The sequence below is a fragment of the Bradyrhizobium sp. USDA 4503 genome (assembly GCF_054055815.1).
In genome coordinates this window covers 2,485,583-2,510,010 of sequence record NZ_JBSRXS010000001.1, presented here as the reverse complement: position 1 = coordinate 2,510,010, position 24,428 = coordinate 2,485,583, and the positions used below count along the sequence as shown (strand labels likewise).

Below are 24,428 nucleotides of genomic sequence, written 5' to 3'. Positions count from 1 at the left end.
TGCATAGTGTGTGACGGGATCATCGTAAAATGAGTTGATCGACTTCGATCTAGTCCGATATGGAATGTGAATGGACATTCGAACACTGCGCGCATTCGTCGAGGTCGTGCGACAGGGTGGCTTCTCGCAGGCCGCAAAGGTGGTTTTCGCGACCCAGTCGACGGTCAGCAAGGCGGTGAAGCAGCTGGAAGACGAGACGGGCGTGCGGCTGTTGGATCGGGCGGGCCATCGCAGCACGCTGACATCGGCGGGGGAGATCGTCTATCGCCACGCGCTTCGCATCCTTGCGGAGCGTGAAGATCTTGTCCGCGAACTGGACGAGGTCCGCGGAATGCGGCGCGGTTTACTGCGGCTTGGCCTGCCTCCGATGGTGAGCAGCGTCCTGTTCGCGCCGCTTCTGGTGATCTACCGGGAACGCTACGCTGGCATCGAGATCCAGCTCGTCGAGACGGGCATTGATCGGTTGGCTGAGAGACTATCGGCCGGTGAGATTGACTTTGCGGCGTCGACGCTGCCGGTGCACGACGAGTTCGAGTGGCAGGCCGTACGGCACGAGCCTATGATGGCGCTGCTGTCGGCAAAGCAAGCCGCCGGCCGCGGCAAGTCCATCAATCTGAAGGACTTGGAGCCGATGCCATTCATCCTCTTCGAGTCCGGCTTTGCCATAAGTCGGCTGGTGGTTGATGCCTGCAGGGCAGCCGGCTTCGAACCGAAAGTGTCAACACGCAGTAGCCAGCTTGACTTCGTCGTCAAGCTCGTCGCGGCCGAAATGGGAATTGCGTTTCTGCCGAAGACCGTTGCTGAGCAGCAGCGTAGCGCCGGCTTGCGCAGCCTGCTGCTCACCAATCCAAGCATTGACTGGAATATCGCAATGACTTGGCGCCGCGAGGCTTATCTGTCCCATGCTGCCAAGGCCTGGCTCGCGCTGGTACGCGAACATAGCGGTGGCGCTGCGACGTGCGCATGAAGCGCGTGCGTTGGCGTTGCTCTGCTTGCAAATGCGGCCGCGGGTCAAGTTCGGCGTCAGAGCAGCGCGCGTCGCGCGGCGCGTTTGACCTTTTCGAAGGCGCAGGCGTCGATCTGACGAACCCGTTCGCTCGACAGCGATAGTTCCTGCCCAAGCTGTTCCAGCGTGGGACGAGGTTCAGCCAGGCGGCGCGCCATAAAGATCCGCCTCTCTCGGGTCGTCAAAACCCGAAGGGACTGATGCAGGGCATCCGTTCGGCGTTGTCGTTCGTCGCGCTCGGTCAAGAGCGCCTCTGGATCAGGCGAGAGGTCGACCAGCAAGTCCTGCCATTGTTCGTCGCCCTGTCGGCCGGCGGTCACGTTGAGGGACACATCACGACTGAGCCGGCCATTCATCGCGACGACGTCAAGCACGCTGGTCTTCAGTTCGTTGGCGACCAAGGCGGCCAGCTTGGGCGTTAGATTGCTGTCGTCACGTGCGAACCGCCGCATTTGGCGTCTGAGTCCGAAGAACAGTCGGCGCTGCCCGGCGGTCCCCCCAATTCGGACCAACGACCATGAACGGAATAGGTATTCACGCATTGTAAACCGGATCCACCAACGGGCGTAGGTCGAGAAGCGGGCGCCGCGATTGGCCTGAAAGCGCATCGCAGCCTTGATCAGACCGATCGTCGCTTCCGAAGCCAGGTCGGCTTCCGGCAGTCCATAGCGCTTGTATCGGCGGGCAATTCCAGCCGCGAACGCCAGGTGGCTGGTGACGAGAATATCGATCGCAGCTCTGTCACCTTGGTCGTGCCATCTGCTGGCGAGCTCCTGTTCCTCCAGCGGTTCAAGATGCCGGGCTGCTCGGCTGGCTGAGCGGAACGGCGCAGGTGGCTTGGCGGCTTGGGACGGCGATGGCGATGATGGCGGGACCTCCGGTGGGTCCGACGCCTGAGGCGCCGACCGAGTATCGCGATCGGAGGCAGCGATTTGACGGGGCATAACTGGCTTTCACCTGCTTTGACAAGGAGGGAGGCAAACCAGATAGTCGTGCGCGCGGCGGCCGTAAAATGATTTGCCTGAATGCCGTCAAGTCGCATCCGGAATACGCCCAGTCATCGGTGTGCCATGGCAGTGCGCGCTGAACCTTTTGTCGCATCATGGTCAGTCGCGTGAACGGGAGACGTGTCTGCGAGGCGCGGCGTGGGCGAGCTCCGCGGCCGCCGCTGCCATAGGACATCAATGGATCACATGGCGTTGAAGACACGTGATTGAAGCGTGTCTGTTGAACGCGCTCCGCGGTCATCTCTTTGCGTAGGAAGCCAGCGCGTCTGGCTTATCTTGATGGAGAAAACAGCATGACGACATCTTACGTCTCGAAGGCCTTGCTCACGGTCCTTGCGTTTCTGGTGGGCACAGCCACGGCCTGTGAGGCCAGGTCGGCTGCCCCGCGGTCGGAGAGGGGCACCCGCTCCAGCGTCCTCGCGTCGACTATTCGTCCGCAACAGGATTGCGTCCGCGCTCCTCGCGTCGGCGCCTTCGCGACGGCGCCTTGGACCGTCCCGCCCTGCGAGCCGACCGATCGCGCTTATCGAAGTGAACTCGATGCAGGACACGGCGCTTACCGATGACGGACGCAAGGACCTGCCGCGATCGCTGGCCATCGACCGTGAACGATCGCCTGACGCCAACCTAATGGCGATCGGAGTGGCCGCCGCGCCGGCTTACAGAGGTTGAACCGCGGAATCCGCCCGCGCCCCAGAGCAGGGAGCGGGCGGGCTCGGTCAGCCAAGTCTGGCGCGACTCAATCGTTCGGCGTCGGCCACTCGTTCGGCTTTGGAACGACGCGGAAGGTGGCGTTTGCCCGCGCGATGACCTTGTCGTCGGCCTTGGCAAGGCACTGCGCAAAGCAAAGTGTGCTTCCGGTCTTGATCACTTCGCCCTCGACCGAAAGCCACTGGCCGATTTGGCCGCTGCCGATGTAGTCGACAGCCATTGAGACCGTCACGTAGGACGTGCTCCAGTTGGTCGCCTGACCGCAGCTGTAGCCCATCGCGTTGTCGGCCAGCGCGGCAATCAAGCCAGCATGGGTAAATCCACGGGCGTTGGTGTGCGGTTTCGCAATCCGCAGGCCGATGGTGACGGAGTTGTCGGTTCGCTTCGAGTAGACCGGCTCCCATGGGTCGCTAAATGGCGCCTTACGGAAATGAGGTTCGAAGCCTTCTGGCACGTCTTCGGAGAGATCTGTCATGAATGTCGGACTCGCAGATGATGAGTTGGTGATTGTTGTCGATGTAACCGGTCAATTCCACTGCGTACAAAGTTTGAAACGTAGTTTGAGCGCGTGCGGGGGTGACGAGAGATGGTGCGAGTGTGCGCACATCGAAATTGGGAAAATTCGCATACATGTCGACAATCACTTCGTGTCAGATAGTGAGTCGAACAAGGCTGATCGAACAGCAATGTGCGTTGAAGAGGTGCAAGCCCTGACGCGCGGCGATTGTGTTGCAGTCGCGCCGTCCGCTGTGCGTTTCGACGCCGTCGCAGGCACCTGATTGGCCCAAGACACCTAGCTAGGCCGCGCGCAGCGATGGCGCACGCAGATAGCCCGTGTCGGCTACGCTGAAAAGGAGATGAACGATGGACGTGGCGATGCCAGGCGAGGCAGTGGCGTCGTTTGGCTTGAGGCGCGCCGCGAGCGCTCTCGATCGCAGGGACGCAAAAGCGACCGAGCTCTGCGCAATGGCGAAGCGGTTCGCGACCGACGTCGGGTTTAAGGTCGCAAATGACGCGCTCCAGCTCCACGGCGGGTTTGGTTATCTCGCCGAATACGGGGTCGAGAAGATCGTCCGCGATTTGCGCGTTCACCAGATCCTCGAAGGCACCAACGAAATCATGCGGCTCATCATCGCGCGCAAACTCTTGAATGGAAGCTCGCGATAACTTCCTGTGAACAACGTCATCGACGACTGAAGTCCAAGAGGATCTGAATGACCTATACCGCACCGCTTGCCGACATACGGTTCACCTTGCGCGAGGTCGCAGGCTTGGGGCGAGTAACGAATTTGCCCGGGTATGAGCACGCGACCGAGGATACGGTCGATGCGATCCTCGAGGAGGCGGCCAAATTCGCCCGTGCCGGCATTGCACCTCTCAATCGCGAAGGCGACAGAGTGGGGGCGCGGTTGGAGAATGGTGTGGTTCGAACCGCACCGGGCTTCGCCGCTGCCTACAAAGAGTTCGTCAATGCCGGCTGGAATTCACTGCCGTTCGATCCAGAATTCGGCGGCCAAGGCATGCCGTGGCTGTTGGCAACGACCGTCCAAGAGATGTGGCAGGCCGGCAGCCTGAGTTTTGGGCTGGTCATGCTGCTGACTCAGGGCGCGATCGACGCGATCTATCATCACGGCTCGGCCGAACAAAAGGCGACGTTCCTGCCGCGGATGATTTCGGGTGAGTGGACCGGGACGATGAATCTGACCGAACCGCACGCTGGCTCGGACCTCAGTCAGCTCAAGACCCGAGCGGTGAAGAACGGCGACCACTATCTGATCACCGGTCAGAAGATCTTCATTACTTATGGCGAGCACGACATGGCCGAGAATATCGTGCATCTGGTCCTGGCGCGCACGCCCGACGCCGAGCCAGGCGTGCGGGGAATCTCACTTTTTGTGGTGCCCAAATTCCTCGTCAAGGCCGACGGCAAACTCGGTCATCGCAACGACCTTCGCTGCGTCTCTCTGGAGCACAAGCTCGGCATTCATGCCACCCCAACCTGCGTCATGTCCTATGGCGACGATGGCGGTGCCACGGGCTATCTGATCGGCGAGGAGGGCCGCGGACTTTCATACATGTTCACCATGATGAATAATGCGCGCCTGCTCGTTGGCATTCAGGGGGTGGCCATCGCCGAGCGTGCCTACCAGCAGGCGGCTGATTTTGCCCGCGCGCGGGTCCAGTCGAAGGCGGATGGAAGCGCAGACCCGAAGCCCGTCGCCATTGTGCAGCACCCCGACGTGCGGCGCAGCTTGATGACGATGCGCGCTAAGGTCGAGGCAATGCGCGCCCTGGGCTATTACGTTGCGGCCGGGATCGACAGCGCCTTGAAACTGCCGGACCGGGAGGCCGCGCAGCGGACGCAGGAGCGGGTGGATCTGCTGATCCCGATCATGAAGGCGTGGTCGACGGATCTCGGAAACGAAATCGCGTCGATCGGACTTCAGATCCATGGCGGGATGGGGTTCATCGAAGAAGCGGGTGCCGCTCAGCACCTGCGAGATGCCCGCATCCTGCCGATCTATGAGGGAACCAACGGCATTCAAGCGCGCGATCTGGTCGGTCGGAAGCTGTCGAAGGATGGCGGCGAGGCGATGCGGCATCTGATTGACGACATGTGGACCCTGACCGACGAAATGGAGACCTGCGCGAACGAGCATATCGTTGCGATCCGCAATGGCATGATGGCCGCGGCAAATGTCCTTGGCAGCGCCACCGAGTGGATGGCGAATGCGGCGAAGGCGGATCTACTATCGGCGCTTGCTGGCTCAATGCCGTTCCTCAACCTCGCGGGTGCTGCGATCGGCGGCTGGCTGCTGGCCAAGGGAGCGCTGGCGGCGCATGGCAAGCTGCTCGCGGGTGACGGGGATCTCGGCTTCCTGGAAGCGAAGATCATCACCGCGCGATTCTACATGGACGTGATTCTTCCGCCGGAGCTTGCGCGGCTTGGTCCGCTCAAGGACGCAGGACGTACCGTATTCGCCCTCACGGAAAACCGGTTCTAACGCTCACCGGGGAATGCGATACCGCCATTGACCGGCTCGGTCACCGGATAATGCAGACAATGGATATCAACTACGAAAGTCGATCAATGAAGCCTCAATTGCAAGGAGACGTCGGCGTGGTCACGCTTGACACGCTGGTGGCGGAGGACGGTCTGTCGTTCTTGCGCGGCATGCTCAAGGGCCGGCATCCGCGCGCACCCTATTCCGAAACCATGGACATCAATCTAGTGGCGGTCGAGCCCGGGCGTGTCGTATTCGAGGGGAAGCCGTCAGCGCCGTTTCTCAATCCCGTTGGGACCATCCAGGGTGGCTGGGCGTCAACCATCCTCGATGGCGCCATGGCTTACTGCGTGCATTCCACGCTCAAGGCCGGCGAGAACTACACCACGCTCGAAATGAAGATCAGCTTTGTGCGACCGGTGTTTCCGGCGACAGGCCTGGTCCGATGCGAGGGCAAGGTCATCCACCGCGGCAACAGGACGGCGACCAGTGAAGGCGTCCTGCTCGATGAGCAAGGCAAGCTGCTCGCGCATGGCAGCGAGACTTGTATGATCTTTCCAGCGGCGACCAAATGAGCGGTGACCGCGGCCGTCGGGACGCGTGGCCAGGGCATTGATCGGAGGGTTTGGGTGGTGGGAGCGAACGAATACAAGAGGAGGGAGCTGGCGATATGCTTCGCGCAGTTTCACAGACAGCAGCAGCCGCTGGTCCTCATCAATGCCTGGGATGCCTGGTCGGCCATCGCGTGCGAGGCTGCAGGGCACCAGGCCGTAGCCACCAGCAGCCATGCCGTCGCGGAGTCGCTCGGGTTCAGAGACGGACAGATCGTTTCGCGCCAGGCCGTGGTCGCAAGGGTCCGGGAAATCAGCCGGGCAGTCTCGGTGCCGTTGTCGGTGGATTTCGAGGCGGGCTTTGGCGAGACGCGGCGCGAGGTTCAGGACAGCGTTCAGCTCGTGATGGATGCGGGAGCCGTCGGGATCAATCTCGAGGACGGACTGCTGCACGGACAGCGTATATTGGCGAGCGCCGAACAGCATTGCGAGCGGATATCCTGGGTTCGAGCGGCCGCCGACGACCGCAACATACCGCTGTTCATCAACGTGCGCTTTGATGGGCTGCTGCTTGCAAAAACTCAGACTGATGCTCTCGTCGATGAGGCAATACGACGGTCCAAGCTCTACCATGAGGCGGGTGCCAGCGGGCTTTTCGTCCCTGGGCTCACGCAGTTGGATTTGATCGAGAGATTGAGCGGATCCATTGCGCTGCCGTTGAATGTCATGATGTGGCCCGGCTGTCCATCGGTCGGTGAGTTGACGGCCGCAGGGGTGAGCCGCATCAGCCTCGGAGGCTGGCCGTTCGAATTTCTCCGCGACACGTTCCGGCGCACGCTGAAGGGCTTTGCGACCGATCCATTTTGCTACTTTGGACATGTCGATCGGCCTTCGAAAGCATGAGATGGAGATGACAGCGGCGCCGCGGGAGCACAGCCTGCGGGAACCGAGAAAGGCCCCTGAAGTGTCATTTGGCAGGATGGCCGGCCCAATTCGCATCCGGGTAGCCGGGCCCGGCGATCGCGAGGATCTCCAGGCGTATGTCCGGTCGTTATCGGGGCAGTCGCGCTACAACCGCTTCTTGAGTGCGTTACCGGAGCTGCCGGCGTCGGAGCTTGAACGCTTTGTCAATGCCAGCGACGGCACCGGGTTCACGGTGGTTGCATCGATGGCGGTCGAAGGGCGCGAGACCATCGTTGGTGAGGCACGCTACCTGTTCCATGTCGACACGTCGAGCTTTGAGTGTGGGCTATCGATCGGCGATCCCTGGCAGCAACATGGCATCGGCAGCACGCTCGTGCGCAACCTGGAGGATCGCGCGGCATCGCTCGGTGCAGTTTGCACGTTCGGCGATTCGCTTCGCTCCAACAAGGCGCTGATCGGGTTTGCCCGCAAATGCGGCTATGCGGTCTCGGCAAGCCCCATCGGGGTTCAGCTGGTCCGGTTCAAGAAGCGGATTGATGGTCTAGGCGAGCCTGCAGGCTCCGCGACGGAGCTACGCGGGCGAACTGTTCGGCTTCGATAGCGTGCACATCGAAATTCGAAATATTCTCATACATCCGTCGGCCGGCCTGATGTCCCATGCTGCGATTACGTTGGATGTCTTGAGGAGGGGACCTGGATGCTGTCGCGAGCGGGCGCGGGGCTATGTATTGTACTTTCCATGATCTGTGGGCCATGCGATGCCGTTGACGCGGCGAAGGCGTCTGGACAAGGCGTTCGAATCGGCGTTCTGACCGACATGTCGGGCACCTATGCCAACGCATCCGGGACCGGGGCGGTAGAGGCCGCAAGGATGGCGGTGGAGGATTTTGGCGGCCGCGTGTTTGGTGCGCCGATCGAATTGGTCGTTGCGGATCACAAGGACAAGGCCGACGTCGCGCTTGCGAAAGCGCGCGAATGGTATGGCGTCGGCGGCGTCAATGCGATCTTCGGTCTGACGACGTCGTCAGTTGCGATTGCCGTGTTCGAAGCGACGAAGGAGCAACGCAAGATCGCGGTCGCGGCGGGGGCTGTCTCTTCCGATCTCACCGGGATGTTCTGTTCTCCCTACGGCGTTCAATGGGCATATGATACGTCCGCGCTGGCCGTCGGCACTGGCAGCACCGCAGCGCCCTCCGGGCGGAAGTCTTGGTTCTTCGTGACGCTCGACTCGCCGCTCGGGCATTCGATCGAAAGCGACACCGCCAGAATGGTCGCGGCCGCAGGCGGCAGTGTGGTCGGCACGATGCGGTTTCCGACCGCCTCAACCACGGACTATTGGCCGCTCTTGCTTCGGGCTCGGCAATCCAACGCGGACGTGGTCGCCTTGGCTGCCGGGACTGACGGTGTGACCAGCTTCGCACGGCAAGCGCACGAGTTCGACCTTGCTGAGGGGCGGCACCAGAGGCTGGCCTCCCTGCTGCCTCAGCTGACCGATGTCGACGCGATGGGCCTGAAAGTCGCCCAGGGCATGGTGCTCACCGACGCATTCTACTGGGATCGGACCGATCAATCGCGCGCCTGGTCCAAACGCTTCTTTGAACGCCGGCACAGAATGCCGACAACAATGCAGGCGAGCGTGTATTCCTCTATCAGTCACTATCTTGCAGCTGTTGCGGCCGCAGGCAGCGTCGAGGCGAATGCTGTCATGCGAAAAATGCGCGAGATGCCCATCCACGACATGTTCGCGGACAATGGACGCATCGCGCCGGATGGTCGGATGATGCATGACATGTACGTCATGCAGGTCAAAACACCGCAAGAATCCGGCTATCCTTGGGACTATTACAAGATCTTGAAGACCATTCCGAGTGGCCAGGCATTCCCGTCGCGAGTCGAAGGTCAATGTCCGCTGCTGCGCGGACCCGAGCGCCCTCCGGACATCGGTGGATGAACTGTACTTGGCCATCTCGAGGTACAGTAGACCCGGATTGTATTGGTCTGTAACTGGCGGGTGCGGCCACATCGCGAGATACTTAGGGCAGGGATCTCAACTCGCCGTCGGACGAGCGATGGAGCGCACTTGCCATGATTTACGAGGACGTCACGCGCACCATCGGTCAGACGCCTTTGGTTGCGCTGAACCGTTTGGCCGCCGGTCAGCAGAGCCGGTTGCTTGCCAAGCTCGAGATGCGAAATCCATGCGGCAGCGTCAAGGACCGGGTCGGTCTGGCGTTGATCGCGGACGCAGAGGCGCGCGGCCTCATTGCGCCAGGTGCAACTATCATCGAGGCGACCGCCGGCAATACCGGGATCGGGCTCGCGTCCGCCGCGGCCGTCAAGGGCTACCGTCTGATCCTTGTGATGCCCGAAGCGATGTCCGAGGAGCGGGCAAAGCTGCTCCGCCATCTCGGTGTGGATGTGAGACTGACGCCTGGAATTCTGGTGGCTGACGCCGTTCGACGGGCCAAAGAGCTGCAACAGGAGATTCCAGGTGCTCTGTTTATCGATCAGTTCAATAGCCGGGCCAATGTCGAGGTGCACAGACGGACGACGGCCGAAGAAATTTGGGCCGATACGCGCGGTGAGGTCGATGTCTTCGTCGCAGCTGTCGGAACCGGTGGCACGCTGATGGGCATTGGCGGGTTACTGAAGGAGCGCCGGCCTGGCGTTCAAGTCGTCGCCGTCGAACCGCAGGCCTCGGCGGTGCTGTCGGGCGGCAGCGCCGGGCAGCATCGGATTCCAGGGATCGGCGTTGGCTTTGTACCGCCGCTGTTCGACCGAAGTCTGGTCGACGAGATTGTGTCGGTATCGAACGAGGATGCGTTTGCGGCGGCGCGTCGGCTCGCCCGGCGTGAAGGCATCTCAGCCGGTGTATCGGCGGGCGCAGCAATCCATGCCTCTCTCACCGTGCTGAAGCGGCCGGCGATGGTCGGGAAGACTGTCGTGGTTCTGTTGGCTGACACCGGTGATCGCTACGCCAGTTCTGGCCTGTTCGATGATGCGTCGCCGGCCTAGCGTTGCAAGCGTGGGCATGCGCGCCGCAGGCAGATAGCCGGACAACATGCCGCATCGGGGGTGCTCTGATCGCGCGTGAAGCGGGATCGCCAGATGCTGCGCTGCGCCGTCGGAGCGAGGCCGTGGTTCCGACAGCGGCAGCCTGCGTCACCTGCGGCGTGAGGGGTGAAGGCTAACCGGTTGAACAGACGGACATAAGCGTCCGTCCAGAGGCACTGCCTTCGGCTGCAATTATGAGAGTAATTCTCTGCACCACGCACGCAGTGAGGGTGGGCATTCTCCAGGCGAACGGATCTGTGTTGACCGTCAGTAGACCCGCCTCATCCCATTCTGACCTCCGATGCCGTCATGCCACTGTCGTTCACGGACTTGTGTAACGACGATTTGAATGCATAGATGACGGCAATTCTCCGTCTTGGATGTGTGTGAATTCGCATGGGGCAACCCTTCGATTGGGACCTGATAAGATCTTTTCTGGCCGTGGCAAGAGCCGGAAAGCTGACCGCCGGCGCTCAGCAATTGCGCATCGACCATTCGACGCTGAGCCGCCGAATTGCTTCACTCGAAACGGCGCTTGGAACCAAGCTGTTCGATCATAGCGTCGCCGGCTACTCGCTGACGCCGCAGGGCGAGCAATTGCTCGAGCGCGCCCAACTGATCGAATCCTCCATCGTCTCGCTTGATCAACAATTCACGCAAAGTTCACGCGTGTCCGGCGCGGTGCGGATCGGCGCGCCCGACGGCTTCGGAACGACGGTTCTTGCGCCGGCGATCGGAAAGCTCTCGGCTGCCCATCCCGAGCTCGAGCTTGATATCGTTGCCATACCACGGGTGTTCAGCCTCTCGAAGAGAGAGGCGGACATCGCAGTTGCCTTGTCCTGTCCGCCGCGGGGCAGATTGCACGGACGCAAGCTGACAGACTTCGAGTGGGGCGTTTATGCCGCCAAATCCGCTCCGGAGCTTTGGGAGAACGTTCGGAACCCGGATGACTTCGCGCAACTCCCCTTCATCAGCTACATCGAGGATCTAATCTACACGCCGGAGATCGAGTATCTAGCGGAGATATGCAAGTCGATCGAGCCTCGTATCCGGAGCTCGACATTGGTTGCCCAATGGCACGCGACGGCCGCAGGAGCCGGGCTTTGCGTGTTGCCTTGCTTCATTGCCAACGCAGACGAGCGCTTGGTTCGCGTACTCCCGAAGGACGTCGTGTTGATGCGTGAGCTCTGGATGATCGTGCATTCCGACATGAAGGACATCGCGCGCATCCGAGTGACCACCGATTTTATCGTCGATCTGGTTCGGCGGTCACGCGATCGCTTTCTCCCGAGTGCCCCCTAGAATCCGAAGTCGCGTCAGGCTTGGCGCCGATCTGGCCTCGACCGTCACCGTTTGCCGGCGTGACCGCGTTCGCCCGCTCTCTGAGCTGACCCCTTCAAGCTACGCGACGGCAGACTGAAGGGACGAAAGTTCAGGCGCGGATGGCCTCCGCGCATTGGGTGCAGCCGCGTGATGGCATGCACATCGAAATTTGAAATTTTCACATACATTTTTCGGAGGGCTGGGGTCAGATAGTGCGCAATGCGCAAACCAATGCGCAACGGAGTCTTCGATGGCACCGCCCCAACCGGCGATCGCCGCCGCTCCGTGATCAGAGGCTTGGGAGATGAAACGCTTGTTCGGCTTGGACGCCCGTGTGTCGGGTGGAGACCTTTGTCGCTCAGTGGGCAGACCCTCGTCAGCGGCGCACAGCGCCGCTGGCCGTGCGCTTGCGGGAAAGCTCGACAAGTCAATGAAACAACCAGCCTTCCTGGTGATAGACAGCAGCGCGGTCGACTTGCGCCTGGCTCGACCGAGTGATCGTGAGATCCTGAGCAACTATTTTAGCTCACTCTCGGTGCAATCTCGCCACAATCGCTTCCTCGGCGCGATGAGCGAGCTGCCGGCGCGGGAGCTGGACCGCTTTGTCAGTCCCAGCGAGAAGAACCTTTTCACTGTGCTTGCAACGGCGACCATCGATCAGTCCGAGCGCATCGTGGGCGAAGCGCGCTTTGCGGTGTATCCGGAATCCGAAAGCGCCGAGTTTGGATTGTCGGTGGGCGACCCATGGCAGCATCTCGGTATCGGACGTGCCCTGGTGCAAGACGTCGAAGTTCGTGCAGCGTCGTTGGGGGCAAAACGGGTTTACGGCGATACTTTCTATTCGAACCGGACGGTCGTGGCTCTTGCCCGCCGGTTTGGCTACGTCGCAACCGCCAATCCCGGTGACTGGAGACAGGTTCGGTTTGAAAAGACTCTTCCAGGACCGCAGGCAAGTGCCTGTGCAAGGCGCTAACTTGCCGTGCCGCCTTTGGCGCCGTCGTCAAACACGCAGGTCACTCAAGTCTATTTGATTCTACTCCAGCCGTTCTGGCGCAAGCGGCATGCATCGTCCTGGTCGTGATGGCGGCCACCATATTGTTTTCTTCCGATCACGCGATGTGAGCGCCGTGATCGGCCGAAGTACGTGATCGTCCAAGGATAGTTCAAAGTGATAATCATGGAAGGAAACCAATGAACGTCGATCAGCCGCGGCTTTCGTCACATTTCATGCAAGCGCGGCGGAACAGCATTGGCGATGCGCTGAGTAGGGCGGTCCGGCGATATGGCGAACGGACGGCGCTGGTCTACAAGGACCGTCAATGGACGTTTTCGGCGTTGGTTCTGGCCGCCGATCGGGTTGCCAGCCGTCTGGTCGATGCGGGACTGAGCAGTGGTGACAGGGTGGCGGCCTATGGCGGCAATTCGGATGCTTTCCTGGTTCTTTGGCTGGCATGTACGCGGGCGGGATTCATCCACGTTCCGATCAACTACGCCCTGGTCGGACGCGAGCTGAGCTACATTCTCGAGAACTCGGACCCGCGCGCCTTGTTCGTCGATCCGGACCTCGAAAGCCGCGTGCGGGGAGCGTGTACAATGCTGCCGAACCTGCAGATCGTGGGGACGCTCACTGGCGAAGCCGATTTCGACGTCCTCGGCACCGCGCAAGACAACGTCATCGTGCCGGCGGCCGAATTGGGCGCTGCGGTCCGGGACGACGACGTCGTGCAGCTGCTCTACACGTCGGGCACGACCGCAGCGCCGAAGGGCGCCATGATGACCCATCGGGCATTGTTGGCCGAGTACACCAGCTGCATCGTCGAGCTCGAGTTTCGCGACACCGATCGATGTCTCGCTGCGCTGCCGCTGTACCATTCGGCACAGATGCATGTGTTTACGATGCCCCAGCTTCTGGTCGGCGCGCAGACCCGTCTGATCGACGCGCCGCAGCCGGAATTCTGTCTTCGATTGATCGAGGAGCATCGGATCACTTCGTTCTTTGCGCCGCCGACGGTCTGGATTGGCTTGTTGCGGAGCAGCGATTTCGATATTCGCGACCTGACATGCCTGAAGCATGTTTATTACGGCGCCTCGATCATGCCGGTGCCCGTGCTTGCCGAGTTGCGGGAGCGTCTGCCGGGCGCCCAGCCGTTCAACTGCTATGGCCAGAGCGAGATCGGACCACTGGCAACCGTGCTGCGACCCGAAGAGCACGAGCGGCGACCAGCATCGGCTGGCAGGCCCATCTTCAACGTACAAACCCGCATCGTCGACGGCAAACTCAACGATGTCCCTCCGGGCACGCAGGGCGAGATCGTGCACAGATCGCCGCAGCTGCTCGCGGGCTACTGGCGAGAACCGGAGCTTTCTCAACAGGCCTTTGTCGGCGGCTGGTTCCACTCCGGTGACATCGGCATCGTCGACGAAGAGGGGTACATCACTGTCGTCGACCGCGTGAAGGACATCATCAAGACCGGGGGCACAATCGTCGCAAGCCGCGAAGTCGAAGAGCAGATCTTCACCCATCCATCGGTTCGCGAGGTCGCCGTGGTCGGATTGCCGCATCCGAAATGGATCGAAGCGGTCACGGCCTTCGTCGTCCTGCGTGATAGCGCGCGGGCCAGCGAGGAGGATATCATCGCGCACGTTCGAGGAACCTTGGCATCCTTCAAGCAGCCGAAGCGGGTGGTGTTCGTGCAGGAAGTGCCGCGCAACACCGCCGGCAAGATCCTGAAGCGCGAGCTGCGGCAGGCACATGAGGGACTGTACAAATAGCGGCCACGCCGGGCTCTGCGAAGCCCGGACGATCAGCGCAGTGCGCGAACCAGCAGGAACGGCAACATGCCAAGCACGACGCACACCAGCGCAAAGGCCAGCAGCGCGTTGTAATTCCCGGTTGAGTCATGGATCAGGCCCCCGATCCATGATCCGAGCGCCGAGCCGAGCCCACTGCCGATCGCGATCGTTCCGTAAATTGTCCCGACGTGCCGGCCGTGGAAGATCTTCAATGCGGTCGCCGTCAGCAAGGGGCCGCGGGAACCGATCATGCTGCCGAAGCAGACCACGAATCCGGTCAGGATCCAGATGCTCGGATAGAGCTGAAGCAGCCAGAGCAGCGCGATGCCGACGATTGAGAGCGCGTAGCTAAAGAGCACCGATTGGCGACGGCCGATCCTGCCATCGAGCCAGGTGATGGAGAGCATGCCGAACAGCAGCACCACGCCGCTAAACCCCCATGCGGTCGCGGCCTGAAGAGGTGGAAAGCCGACGTCGATCAGGTAGGCGACGATCTGCGCGGCGATCGAATACATGCCGATCGCAGTGAAAAAGAACGTCGCAAACAGTGCCCAGAACGCATGATGACGTACCGCCGCTGTCAATGTCCAGCCGGCCTCTGACGGATCGGCTGTGGGGGCTTTGACGAGGCCGGGTGCACCGGCTGCGAATGTGCGCCAGGGCAGCAGCAACAGCAACGGCAGCAGCACCAGCAGCAAAGCGTAGCCATAGGCCTGATAGGCGCCGCGCCACCCCAGCCAATCGATCAGGAGCTGTGAAACCGGCAGCATGACCAGAACACCGGCGCCGGTGGCCGAATAGATGATGGCCATTGCGGTCGGCAGTCGTGGACCGAACCAGCGACCGAGCAGGATTGATCCGGGCACGACACCTGTCGCAGCGATGCCAAGGCCAATGCACAAGCCGAGCGCGAACTGCAATTGCCATAGCCGCTCGGCGAACGCGGCCCCGATGAAGGCACCGCCAAGCGCGACAAGTCCGACCGCAAAGACGCTGCGAGGCCCGGAGCGGTCGAACAGCCTGCCGACAAAGGGAGAGACTAGGCCCCCCGTCAGCGCCGCCAACGAATAGATCGAGACGACCTGGCCACGGTCCCAGCCGAAGTTGCTCGAGATCGGAAGCAGAAACACCGTGAAGCTCTCACTCAGGCCGCGACCGAGCGCGGCGAGGATGAAGCTGATCGCGAGGACCACGATTGCCAGTGTGTTTGCAGAATGCGCGTGATGCAGTCGAGCGTTGCACGGTTTGTCCATGCCGCGGATAGAGCCCGACTCGATCACGGAGTACACCTCCAGTTTGCGGATGCCGCTATGCAGGTTGAGGAGAACGGAGCGGATCGCTGCAGAGGACGGCGTGGACGCCTGGAGCCCGTATCTGTTCGATGGCAATACAGTCCGTCGGAGTTGCTCGCAACTGTCACTGTTCTCGCATGTGTGCCTTATCGGATCAAATTGGCGAGTCTGAGCGAATTGATATCCTGGGATGTGTGATTGATCGTCCAGCTGTTAGAAGTCAGCATCGCGGAGCGCCATTTTGACCGCTATCTGGAGCTCGCAATCGCGCTGAAGCCGAAGTTGGAAGCGATGCCTGGCTGTATCTTCATTGATCGCTTCAAAAGTCTATCGCGTAAGAACGTGCTGCTGTCATATCAGATCTGGAGAGATGATGCGTGTCGGACCGCGCGCAGAGCCGAGGACCATCACCGCGCTCGTACGACAGACCGCAAGAAGATCTTCGCCGGTTACCGCGTCCGGGTCGCCCGGATGGTGGATGACGTCGGGCCCGGCCGCCAAGATTGGCAAGCTGCACGGCAAGGGATGGCATGCGGCGATCCGGAAGGACCTATGCCGAGGTACGCGGTCGTGGCTGAAGCCATACATCCAGAGCTACGCGCTGACGTGCGAGAGCTCTGTGAGTCTTACCAAAGTGTGTATCGCGGCGGCCGCTTCGTGCACTTGGCTGATGTGCGCGACGAGCAGGCCGGGCGTGACCTCGGCCAGCAGCTTTCCGAAGGCTCAGCGATCGAATCTTCCCACATTGTCAAAATCATCCGCGACGACGGCACGATCGAACGCGATGCAGCGCAGCCGTGAGCTCGCACAGTGCCGCGATCGGCCTCGCCGGATATTTAGACTCGTGCGCTGGCGTCAGATCGTGTGAATCCGGCATCGACCGTTGGTACATGCGGTGACTGCGGCGCTCGGCTGTTCCGCAAACTGTGTGTGTCTTGCATGCAGTACAGTACGCCGGAATTGGCTTTGACTGTCGGCTTGCGGGAGAGCGAAAAGGGGGAAAGCTGACTACTGCGAAGCAAAGGAGATAGCTGATGAGCGCGTTCAAATCGCTTGCTGACATGAAGCCGTTGCCGATCTGGGGCGGCATTCTCGCGCGCGTATGCCAGGGCCGCGAGATGACGTTCGCCGTGGCAGAACTCGATCCGGGGGCTGCTGCGACTAGACATCATCATGCAAACGAGCAGGTGGGACTGGTGCTGCAGGGGGCGTGCGACTTCGAAGTCGGCGGTGAACGCCGGCAGCTGAAGGTCGGCGACACCTACCTTATTCCGTCGAACGTGCCTCACGAAGCCATCGCCGGCCCGGAAGGCTGCGTTCTGATCGACGTCTTCGCACCGATCCGCGACGACTGGGCGCGTCACGAGCCGCAGTCGCCATGCACGCCGAAATGGCCGAGCCAGAGTTAGGGTGCCCAGCATCACTAGCTGGTGCCAATTGAATTAGAAGCCGGCACATCCGGTTCCAGATCAACACCGAATATCGCCGCCTTCCCAGGCGGCGGCCCAAGAGCGGAATCGGCAATGAACCTCATGAAGCAGGACGTCGTCAGCAGGCATCTTCGCGCTCCCTTCGCGGAGTGGCTATCGCATACCAACGATCTGACCAGCCGCTTTGTGGGGGCAGGGCGCATTCCCGGACTGATCAACATCGCCGGCGGCCTACCGGCACCAGAGGTGTTTCCGATCGAAGAGTTGGCGGCGCTCGCCCAGGCGGCGGTGAGGGAGTTTCCGCTGGATACCCTGACTTATGGTCCGACCGACGGCCTCCCGGAGCTCCGGGATGCCATTGCGGCACGCTTCAGTACCGAGAATTTGTGCCTGGACCGCAGCAATGTGTTGATCACCGCTGGCGGAACCCAAGCGCTGGATCTGATCGGAAAAGTGCTGATCGAACCAGGCTCGGCGGTGGCGGGCGAATTTCCAATGTATGCTGGCGCGCTAGACGCGTGGCGTCCGAGGTGCCCGACATATCGGCAAACGTCGTTCGCGACAGACGCAGCGAGAATTTCTGCCCCCGATGCGCGGTTCATCTACACGGTGCCTAATTTTTCGAATCCGACCGGCAGGCTGGTCGATCTAGACACTCGTCGGGCCCTGGTCGAGGTCGCGCATCGTGAAGGGATCTGGATCGTCGAAGACGATCCTTATGGATCGCTGTACTATGACCAGCCGGCCCTGCCGGGCCTGCTCGAACTGTCTGCAGAATTGGCGCCTCGCGATGGCTATCGCGGGCCGGTGGTATATCTTGGCACGCTTTCCAAGGCGCTGGTGCCCGGGTTGCGTGTGGGTTGGGTGGTTGGATCGCCGGACATCATCGAAGCCCTGAAATCGGCCAAGCAGGGCGCTGATCTGTGTTCAAACGGAATGGCGCAGCGCATCGCTCTGGCCGCCATGCAAAACGGCCTGATCGAACGGCTGCGTCCGCGGATCGTGAATCTGTACCGTGAGAGGCGAGATGTGCTCGCCACCGCGATGGAAGAGTATCTTGCTGACTGGTTCGACTGGGAGGTGCCGGTTGGAGGCATGTTCATCTGGGGCGTCGCGCGTGATCTGTCGCTCGACACAGATCAGTTAGTGTCGGCAGGGATGGACGCAGGGGTCCTGATCGGACCTGGCAGCGCGTTCGATCCCCACGGACGGGATCGCAGCGGCATCCGGTTGAACTTCACGGCGAATTCTTCAGACCGCCTGGATGAGGCGGTCAGGCGGCTTGGCGTTGCGGTCCAAAAGTCACGAGGTGCCGGATCGGGCGGTCGCCTCGCACCTTCGAATGTCGCGTAGTGAAATCGGTCAAAGATGGCGGCGTTCCGCCATCTAAGTGCAGGCCCCGCGCCGTTTGATGGTGCGCGAGCTCGCCGAAGCGCAGCGCCCGATACAGGCCATCGCGCAAGTGGCAGCATCCAAGATCCGCGATGATTGCCGTCTTGTACGGTCAAGCCAAGGCGCGCGCGTCGGACCATTTCAGTTCATCGCGGCGCTCGCCTTAATGGCGTTCGACCCTGGCGGCCTCACCTCGGTGGCCTGGACCTAGTGTTTTGCTCATGGCCTTGGTCCCGAGACAGGGGGCGCGCCAGGAATCCGACAACAGCACGAAGGATTCTTGTATCGAAATGTGTCGAGCGACGGCGTTGGTACATGAACATTCAAATCGCCCGTGAACCAAAACACTCCTGATACATAGCGCTGGTTTGTATTCGCCATATCTCATCGACGCAGGAAGTGGTCTATGTCAGAATCTGTCAACGAACCAAGGCGCAAATTGCTGGGAGCCACCGCCTTCGGCCTGGTCGCGGCACAATTCGGCGCGGCATCGCCGGCGCTCGCGCAGTCCAAGCCGATCCAGCGCGCGGCGTCATCGTCCGCATCCTTCGCGCCGCTGAAGCGCGTCAATGCCGGCGTCCTAAGCATCGCCTACGCCGAGGCGGGCCCGGCCGATGGTCCACCTGTGCTGCTCCTGCATGGTTGGCCCTACGACATTCACTCCTTTGTGGATGTCGCCCCGATCCTGGCGAATGCCGGCTACCGCGTGCTGATTCCCTATCTGCGCGGCTATGGTGAGACCCGCTTCCTGTCCGCGGACACGCCGCGCAATGCGCAGCCGGCCGCGGTCGCGACCGATGCCATCAACTTTCTCGATGCGCTCAAGATCCAGAAGGTTCTCGTCGCTGGCTTCGATTGGGGTGGGCGAACGGCAAACCTGATGGCGTTCCTGTGGCCGGAGCGCTGCAAGGCACTGGTTTCGGTCAGCGGCTATCTCGTTGGCAGCCGCGACGCGCTGCAGAATCCGCTGCCGCCCAGCGCTGAGTATCCGTGGTGGTACCTGTTCTATTTCACGACCGAGCGCGGTAAGGCGGGGTACGCGAAGTATACCAAGGACTTCAATCGGCTGATCTGGCAGCTGGCGTCACCGAAATGGGCCTTCGACGCCGCCACGTTCGACCGCTCCGCAACGGCGTTCGAGAATCCCGACTTCGTGCATATCTCGCTCTACAATTATCGTTGGTACTTCCGTCTCGAGCCCGGCGAGGCCAAGTACGACGCGCTCGAGAACAAGATCGCGACGTTTCCAACGATCGGAATTCCAACGATCACGCTGGAAGGCGACGCGAACGGCGCGCCGCACGCCGATCCTAAGCTCTATGCCAAGAAATACACCGGCAAATATGAGCACCGCAACATCACCGGCGGCATCGGCCACAATCTTCCGCAAGAAGCGCCCGAAGCCTTTGCCAAGGCTGTCATGGATGTCGACAAGGCCTGATCGGGCGAACGAGTTCGTCGTGGTCCCAAAGCTGTACAGGGCTGTCCCCGCTTCTGATCGGGGACGGCAACGGTGAGACACCGCAGTGTGCAGTCGCGCCCAGTCTGGACGGGCGGATCGTTTGGTCCGATGCAGCTAAGTTGTTGGCTTGGCGCGGCGCGCGATGCAAACGTCCAAGCGCCTGCTTCCAACTGATGACTGAAACCGCCGCACGGCCATGAATGCGAATTGTTGCACGCCGATATGTGGATTAATGCACGGAAATGCACGTTGCAGCCGGCTATCCGGCGCGGGCGGTCACCCTTAAGAAGGGAAATTGGATCCGTAGTGTCCCGGCACACCGCGGGAAGTTCGCGCAGAGTCGGACGCGTACGATCCGATCAATCCGTACCGGCCTTGAGTAACGTACGCATGCTTGACAGCACGAAGGCGCCGAGCCGCATCCAGATTGCGACTGCTGCAATTCGGCAGAAGATCACAGCTGCGCCTGGTGTCAGGCTGCCGTCTATTCGTCGCTTGGCGGCACAGCTGAAGGTCTCGAAATCGACCGTCGTCGAAGCCTATGACCGTCTGGTCGCCCAGGGGGAAGTCGAGGCACGGCCGGGATCAGGTTTCTTTGCCGCCACGCGCGTCCGCCCCTTCAAGCTTGCAGAAGAACGACCGCAGCGCGACCGCGCCATTGATCCGCTCTGGATCATGCGGCAATCCCTGGCGATGCATGGCGATACTTGGCAGCCCGGCTGTGGCTGGCTGCCCGATGATTGGCTGCCAGGTGAGATGCTCCGCCGCATCCTGCGTACCGTTGCCCGCAGTGAAGAAGCCAATCTGACGGCCTATAGCCGGCCCCAGGGATTTCGGCCCCTGCGCGAGCAGCTCGCACGCCGCCTGATCGAACGCGACATCGCTGCCGATCCCAGCGAGATCCTGTTGACCGATTCCGCAACGCGAGCCATTGACTTGGTCTGCCGCTTTCTGCTGCAGCCAGGCGACACGGTACTGATCGACGATCCCTGCTATTTTAACTATCAGTCCACGATGCGGGCGCAGCGCGTTAAGCTGGTCGGCATTCCCTATACGACCAATGGGCCCGATCTCGAGCACTTCGCGGCCGCCTGCGTCGAGCACCGTCCCAAGCTCTATCTGACGACCGCGGTGCTGCACAATCCGACGGGAGCCAATGTCAGTGCGGGAACGGCGCATCGTCTGCTCAAGCTGGCTGAGGCGCACGATCTGATCCTGGTGGAAGACAGCGTCTATACCGACCTCGACGCAAAGCCGGCGCCGGGGCTCGCCGCGCTCGACGGCTTCGAGAGGGTTATCCTGATCGGAAGCTTCTCGAAGACCATGACCGCCGCGCTTCGATGCGGCTTCATCGTCGCAAGAGGCGACTGGATCGAGGGGCTGACCGACCTTGCGCTTGCGACCAGCTTCGGCATCAACGACCTGGCCGCGCAGGTGACCCACGGCATGCTGATCGACGGCAGCTATCGGCGCCATCTCGACGGTCTGCGTCCTCAACTCGCGCGCGCCATGGCCTCCACCGTCCAGCATCTGAAGCGATTGGGCTTCACGCTCTGGATCCAGCCCGATGCCGGAATGTTCCTGTGGGCGCAACTGCCGGACGGCCTGCAGTCCGCCGATGTTGCCATACGCGCGCTCGACCGCAGGATCGTTCTGGCGCCTGGCAACGTCTTCAGCGTCACACAGACCGCAGGCCCTTATTTGCGATTCAACGTGGCTCAATGCGGCGATGCCCGCATGTTCGATGATCTTGCCGAGCTGTTGCGCGGTTAGGGTCCGTGCATCAACCGGCATCGCCATCAATCATCCGACAGCGCCTTCGTCCTCGAGGCGGCGCGCGGCTTTCTAAACAGGTGGTCAATCTATGATCGTGTTCGTTTTGGCCTACCTTGGCGGGATCCTGACCATCGTGAGCCCCTGCATCTTGCCTGTGATTCCTTTTGTGTTTGCACGGGCGGATCGGCCGTTTCTCCCGAACGGCTTGCCGATGCTAATCGGCATGGCGCTGGCCTTCGCAGCCGTTGCGAGTTTCGCGTCCGCTGCCGGAGGGTGGATCGTCGCCGCCAATCAATTTGGCAGAGCCGCAGCACTTGCTTTGCTGGCCGGTTTCGGTCTGACGCTGATGCTTCCGGGATTGGCTGATCGGGTGATGCGCCCCTTGGTGAGGCTTGGTGCACGCATGTCAGGCTCGGCGGACAAGCCGGGCGGTGACGGTATCATCGCGCCGTTCGTTCTCGGCATTGCCTCGGGGCTGCTCTGGGCACCCTGCGCCGGGCCTATCCTTGGTCTGATCCTGACAGGGGCCGCATTGCAGGGCACCAACGCAAGGACTGCGGCTCTGCTGCTGGCCTATGCCGCGGGCGCCGCAACCTCGCTTGGGCTCGCGCTGCTGGCGGGCGGACGCGTCTTCGCGACCATGAAGCGGCTTGTCGGAGCGGGCGAATGGATCAGACGGTTCGCGGGCCTCGCCGTGCTGGCTGCGGTCGCTGCGATATTGCTCGGACTGGATAGCGGAATTCTGACCAAGCTATCGGTCGGAAGTACGACCGTGCTTGAGCAGGCGCTGCTGGACCAGCTGCATCCGCAACGCAAGCCGGGCGGCGATGGCGCGACCGTTGCGCGGACCGAAGATGATGCGGCCGATCTGCCGGCCGAGGGCCTGCTTCCCTCGCTGTCAGGTGCGCAACAATGGCTGAACTCGCCGCCGCTCTCCTTCAGCGGGCTCAAAGGCAAGGTGGTCCTGGTGGATTTCTGGACCTATTCCTGCATCAATTGCTTGCGGTCGCTGCCTTACGTTCGCGCATGGGCGGACAAGTATCGCGACCGCGGACTGGTCGTAATCGGCGTCCATGCGCCGGAGTTCGCGTTCGAGCGTAATGTCGACAACGTCAAGCGTGCCGTTGCGACCCTCGGCATCAGCTATCCAGTTGCGATCGACAATGATTATCGGATCTGGCGGTCATTCGAGAACCAGTACTGGCCCGCACATTATTTCATCGATGCCAATGGCAGGGTGCGGCATCATCATTTCGGTGAAGGCAACTACGCCGAGTCCGAACAGGTCATCCAGAGACTGCTTGCGGAAGCTGGAAACCGCGGCGTTCCGAAGGAACTGGTATCGGTCACGGGATCTGGCGTAGAGGCGGCGTCCGACGGCCGTGACGTCAAGTCGCCCGAGACCTATGTCGGCTACGACCGAGCTGACAACTTCCAATCGCCGGGCGGCGTGGTGCAGGACGAAAGCCACGTCTACACCGCCGGGCAGCAACAACTCAACGGCTGGTCGCTGATCGGCAACTGGACTGTCGGCGCCGAGCGCGCGCAACTCAATGCGCCGCAAGGCGGCATCGTATACCGGTTTCATGCGCGCGATCTGCATCTGGTGCTCGGGCCCGCGGCCGATCGCCAGACGATCCGCTTCCGCATCACCATCGACGGCAAACCACCCGGGGCCGATCACGGCACCGACGTCGATGCCGCCGGCGATGGAGAGGTCACGACGCAGCGCCTGTACCAATTGGTGCGCAGCGCCGGCGGCGCCTCGGACCGGACTTTCGAGATCCGCTTTCTCGATCCGGGCGTGCAGGCTTACGCGTTCACTTTTGGCTGAGGCGTCTTGCCGATGGTCGCTTCAAGGTCGGCAGCACGTATGCGCGAAGATGCAGAATGATGGGCCTTCTGATTGGGCGGGCGCCAGAGTCGCCCTCGCGCGAAGCGCAGAGGGGGAGTAAATGGATCATATCGACCATATTCTGATCGTCGACGACGACAGCGAGATCAGAGATCTCGTTTCCACCTATCTCAAGCGCAACGGCCTTCGTGTCACCGCGGCGGCCGACGGCCGGCAGATGCGCGCGTTTCTCGACGGCGATCGCGTCGATCTCATCGTGCTTGATGTCATGATGCCGGGCGACGACGGGCTGGTGCTTTGCCGCGAGTTGCGGGCAGGCAAGCATCGAACGATACCAATCCTGATGTTGACCGCGCGGACCGACGAGACAGACAGGATTGTCGGGCTCGAACTGGGCGCCGATGACTATCTGGCGAAGCCGTTTTCAGCGCGCGAGCTGCTGGCCCGCATCAAGGCGGTGCTGCGTCGCACCCGAATGCTGCCGCCAAATCTGCAGATGACGGAAGCCGGGCAGCTGCTAAGCTTTGGCGACTGGCAGCTCGATACGGTTGCGCGCCATCTGTTGGACAAGGAAGGCACCGGGATCGCGCTCAGCGGCGCTGAATATCGTCTGCTGCGCGTCTTTCTCGATCATCCCCAGCGCGTTCTGTCCCGCGATCAGCTGCTCAATTTGACCCAGGGGCGAGAGGCCGATCTGTTCGATCGGTCGATCGATCTGCTCGTGAGCCGGGTCCGGCAGCGACTGCGCGACGATGCGCGTGAGCCCGCCTACATCAAGACCGTGCGCAGCGAAGGCTACGTCTTCGCCGTCCAGGTCGAGATCAAGGCGTCGCGCGGATGAGATCGC

22 protein-coding genes and 1 pseudogene are annotated in these 24,428 nt (G+C 61.6%); 20 read left to right on the top strand and 3 right to left on the bottom strand.

Translation table 11 applies throughout. The features are described 5' to 3' along the window. Positions 1-70 precede the first annotated feature (70 nt). Entirely contained in the window at positions 71-967 is an 897-nt protein-coding gene (locus ACVMIH_RS12265; RefSeq protein WP_456861991.1) for a LysR substrate-binding domain-containing protein, read from the top strand. A gap of 56 nt (positions 968-1,023) precedes the next feature. Here the strand turns inward: ACVMIH_RS12265 and ACVMIH_RS12260 are convergent, their stop codons facing one another. Continuing rightward, positions 1,024-1,950 (bottom strand): RNA polymerase factor sigma-32, encoded by a 927-nt coding sequence (locus ACVMIH_RS12260; RefSeq protein ID WP_456861989.1) that lies wholly within the window; start codon positions 1,948-1,950, stop codon positions 1,024-1,026. Positions 1,951-2,752: 802 nt separating this feature from the next. Further along, positions 2,753-3,199: a PaaI family thioesterase gene (locus ACVMIH_RS12255; protein WP_456861987.1), complete on the bottom strand. Its 447-nt coding sequence runs from the start codon at positions 3,197-3,199 to the stop codon at positions 2,753-2,755. Between ACVMIH_RS12255 and ACVMIH_RS12250 the strand changes: the two genes are divergently transcribed. The 11 genes and pseudogenes from ACVMIH_RS12250 to ACVMIH_RS12200 all read left to right on the top strand — a co-directional run bounded on the left by ACVMIH_RS12250 (position 3,198) and on the right by ACVMIH_RS12200 (position 14,353). Next, a complete protein-coding gene (locus tag ACVMIH_RS12250; protein WP_456827697.1) occupies positions 3,198-3,503 on the top strand; it encodes a hypothetical protein in 306 nt (101 codons plus the stop codon). The genes ACVMIH_RS12255 and ACVMIH_RS12250 overlap by 2 nt on opposite strands. A gap of 127 nt (positions 3,504-3,630) precedes the next feature. Then, positions 3,631-3,891: pseudogene (locus ACVMIH_RS12245) on the top strand (acyl-CoA dehydrogenase family protein); the annotation flags it as partial. Positions 3,892-3,938: 47 nt separating this feature from the next. After that, positions 3,939-5,729: an acyl-CoA dehydrogenase gene (locus ACVMIH_RS12240; RefSeq protein ID WP_456861985.1), complete on the top strand. Its 1,791-nt coding sequence runs from the start codon at positions 3,939-3,941 to the stop codon at positions 5,727-5,729. 116 nt (positions 5,730-5,845) lie between these two features. Further along, positions 5,846-6,304: a PaaI family thioesterase gene (locus ACVMIH_RS12235; protein WP_456861983.1), complete on the top strand. Its 459-nt coding sequence runs from the start codon at positions 5,846-5,848 to the stop codon at positions 6,302-6,304. Positions 6,305-6,358: 54 nt separating this feature from the next. Beyond that, the gene (locus ACVMIH_RS12230) at positions 6,359-7,183 is read left to right on the top strand and encodes an isocitrate lyase/PEP mutase family protein (protein ID WP_456861981.1); all 825 of its coding nucleotides are present in this window, start codon (positions 6,359-6,361) and stop codon (positions 7,181-7,183) included. 7 nt (positions 7,184-7,190) lie between these two features. Further along, positions 7,191-7,805, top strand: a complete 615-nt coding sequence (locus ACVMIH_RS12225) for an N-acetyltransferase family protein (RefSeq protein WP_456861979.1) — start codon at positions 7,191-7,193, stop codon at positions 7,803-7,805. Positions 7,806-7,901: 96 nt separating this feature from the next. Next, positions 7,902-9,155: an ABC transporter substrate-binding protein gene (locus ACVMIH_RS12220; RefSeq protein WP_456861977.1), complete on the top strand. Its 1,254-nt coding sequence runs from the start codon at positions 7,902-7,904 to the stop codon at positions 9,153-9,155. A gap of 134 nt (positions 9,156-9,289) precedes the next feature. Then, complete coding sequence (cysK, locus tag ACVMIH_RS12215; protein ID WP_456861975.1) at positions 9,290-10,219, top strand: cysteine synthase A; 930 nt, start codon at positions 9,290-9,292, stop codon at positions 10,217-10,219. Between the two features lie 435 nt (positions 10,220-10,654). Beyond that, on the top strand, positions 10,655-11,560 hold the full coding sequence (locus ACVMIH_RS12210; protein WP_456861973.1) for a LysR family transcriptional regulator: 906 nt from the start codon (positions 10,655-10,657) through the stop codon (positions 11,558-11,560). Positions 11,561-12,011: 451 nt separating this feature from the next. Next, positions 12,012-12,554 carry an N-acetyltransferase family protein gene (locus tag ACVMIH_RS12205; protein WP_456861971.1) on the top strand — a complete coding sequence of 181 codons (543 nt, stop codon included), beginning with the start codon at positions 12,012-12,014 and terminating at the stop codon, positions 12,552-12,554. Between the two features lie 218 nt (positions 12,555-12,772). Next, positions 12,773-14,353 carry a fatty acyl-CoA synthetase gene (locus ACVMIH_RS12200; RefSeq protein ID WP_456861969.1) on the top strand — a complete coding sequence of 527 codons (1,581 nt, stop codon included), beginning with the start codon at positions 12,773-12,775 and terminating at the stop codon, positions 14,351-14,353. Positions 14,354-14,385: 32 nt separating this feature from the next. On the opposite strand, the gene ACVMIH_RS12195 is transcribed toward ACVMIH_RS12200, so the two are convergent. After that, the gene (locus ACVMIH_RS12195; protein WP_456866457.1) at positions 14,386-15,627 is read right to left on the bottom strand and encodes an MFS transporter; all 1,242 of its coding nucleotides are present in this window, start codon (positions 15,625-15,627) and stop codon (positions 14,386-14,388) included. A 237-nt stretch (positions 15,628-15,864) separates the two neighbouring features. On the opposite strand from ACVMIH_RS12195, the gene ACVMIH_RS12190 reads away from it, so the two are divergent. The 8 genes from ACVMIH_RS12190 (at position 15,865) to ACVMIH_RS12155 (ending at position 24,422) form a co-directional block, all read left to right on the top strand. After that, the gene (locus ACVMIH_RS12190; RefSeq protein ID WP_456861967.1) at positions 15,865-16,467 is read left to right on the top strand and encodes an antibiotic biosynthesis monooxygenase family protein; all 603 of its coding nucleotides are present in this window, start codon (positions 15,865-15,867) and stop codon (positions 16,465-16,467) included. A 233-nt stretch (positions 16,468-16,700) separates the two neighbouring features. Continuing rightward, positions 16,701-17,075: a cupin domain-containing protein gene (locus tag ACVMIH_RS12185; protein WP_456827687.1), complete on the top strand. Its 375-nt coding sequence runs from the start codon at positions 16,701-16,703 to the stop codon at positions 17,073-17,075. Positions 17,076-17,189: 114 nt separating this feature from the next. After that, complete coding sequence (locus ACVMIH_RS12180) at positions 17,190-18,449, top strand: aminotransferase-like domain-containing protein (RefSeq protein ID WP_456861966.1); 1,260 nt, start codon at positions 17,190-17,192, stop codon at positions 18,447-18,449. Positions 18,450-18,507: 58 nt separating this feature from the next. Next, the gene (locus ACVMIH_RS12175) at positions 18,508-18,699 is read left to right on the top strand and encodes a hypothetical protein (RefSeq protein ID WP_456827685.1); all 192 of its coding nucleotides are present in this window, start codon (positions 18,508-18,510) and stop codon (positions 18,697-18,699) included. Positions 18,700-18,894: 195 nt separating this feature from the next. After that, on the top strand, positions 18,895-19,929 hold the full coding sequence (locus ACVMIH_RS12170; RefSeq protein WP_456861964.1) for an alpha/beta fold hydrolase: 1,035 nt from the start codon (positions 18,895-18,897) through the stop codon (positions 19,927-19,929). Positions 19,930-20,340: 411 nt separating this feature from the next. Then, positions 20,341-21,723, top strand: a complete 1,383-nt coding sequence (locus ACVMIH_RS12165) for an aminotransferase-like domain-containing protein (RefSeq protein ID WP_456866454.1) — start codon at positions 20,341-20,343, stop codon at positions 21,721-21,723. 91 nt (positions 21,724-21,814) lie between these two features. Further along, on the top strand, positions 21,815-23,560 hold the full coding sequence (locus ACVMIH_RS12160) for a cytochrome c biogenesis protein DipZ (protein ID WP_456861962.1): 1,746 nt from the start codon (positions 21,815-21,817) through the stop codon (positions 23,558-23,560). A gap of 121 nt (positions 23,561-23,681) precedes the next feature. After that, positions 23,682-24,422: a response regulator gene (locus tag ACVMIH_RS12155; protein ID WP_456827682.1), complete on the top strand. Its 741-nt coding sequence runs from the start codon at positions 23,682-23,684 to the stop codon at positions 24,420-24,422. Positions 24,423-24,428 lie beyond the last annotated feature (6 nt).

Excerpts from the sequence above, each read along its gene's own strand:
- ACVMIH_RS12200 (WP_456861969.1), top strand. The coding sequence starts at position 12,773 with ATGAACGTCGATCAGCCGCGGCTTTCGTCACATTTCATGCAAGCGCGG.
- ACVMIH_RS12225 (WP_456861979.1), top strand. The coding sequence starts at position 7,191 with ATGACAGCGGCGCCGCGGGAGCACAGCCTGCGGGAACCGAGAAAGGCC.
- ACVMIH_RS12265 (WP_456861991.1), top strand. The coding sequence starts at position 71 with ATGGACATTCGAACACTGCGCGCATTCGTCGAGGTCGTGCGACAGGGT.
- ACVMIH_RS12260 (WP_456861989.1), bottom strand. The coding sequence starts at position 1,950 with ATGCCCCGTCAAATCGCTGCCTCCGATCGCGATACTCGGTCGGCGCCT.
- ACVMIH_RS12180 (WP_456861966.1), top strand. The coding sequence starts at position 17,190 with ATGAACCTCATGAAGCAGGACGTCGTCAGCAGGCATCTTCGCGCTCCC.
- ACVMIH_RS12240 (WP_456861985.1), top strand. The coding sequence starts at position 3,939 with ATGACCTATACCGCACCGCTTGCCGACATACGGTTCACCTTGCGCGAG.
- ACVMIH_RS12195 (WP_456866457.1), bottom strand. The coding sequence starts at position 15,627 with ATGGACAAACCGTGCAACGCTCGACTGCATCACGCGCATTCTGCAAAC.
- ACVMIH_RS12175 (WP_456827685.1), top strand. The coding sequence starts at position 18,508 with ATGGTGCGCGAGCTCGCCGAAGCGCAGCGCCCGATACAGGCCATCGCG.
- ACVMIH_RS12250 (WP_456827697.1), top strand. The coding sequence starts at position 3,198 with ATGAATGTCGGACTCGCAGATGATGAGTTGGTGATTGTTGTCGATGTA.
- ACVMIH_RS12185 (WP_456827687.1), top strand. The coding sequence starts at position 16,701 with ATGAGCGCGTTCAAATCGCTTGCTGACATGAAGCCGTTGCCGATCTGG.
- ACVMIH_RS12205 (WP_456861971.1), top strand. The coding sequence starts at position 12,012 with ATGAAACAACCAGCCTTCCTGGTGATAGACAGCAGCGCGGTCGACTTG.
- ACVMIH_RS12255 (WP_456861987.1), bottom strand. The coding sequence starts at position 3,199 with ATGACAGATCTCTCCGAAGACGTGCCAGAAGGCTTCGAACCTCATTTC.
- ACVMIH_RS12220 (WP_456861977.1), top strand. The coding sequence starts at position 7,902 with ATGCTGTCGCGAGCGGGCGCGGGGCTATGTATTGTACTTTCCATGATC.
- ACVMIH_RS12160 (WP_456861962.1), top strand. The coding sequence starts at position 21,815 with ATGATCGTGTTCGTTTTGGCCTACCTTGGCGGGATCCTGACCATCGTG.
- ACVMIH_RS12155 (WP_456827682.1), top strand. The coding sequence starts at position 23,682 with ATGGATCATATCGACCATATTCTGATCGTCGACGACGACAGCGAGATC.
- cysK (WP_456861975.1), top strand. The coding sequence starts at position 9,290 with ATGATTTACGAGGACGTCACGCGCACCATCGGTCAGACGCCTTTGGTT.
- ACVMIH_RS12165 (WP_456866454.1), top strand. The coding sequence starts at position 20,341 with ATGCTTGACAGCACGAAGGCGCCGAGCCGCATCCAGATTGCGACTGCT.
- ACVMIH_RS12210 (WP_456861973.1), top strand. The coding sequence starts at position 10,655 with ATGGGGCAACCCTTCGATTGGGACCTGATAAGATCTTTTCTGGCCGTG.
- ACVMIH_RS12170 (WP_456861964.1), top strand. The coding sequence starts at position 18,895 with ATGTCAGAATCTGTCAACGAACCAAGGCGCAAATTGCTGGGAGCCACC.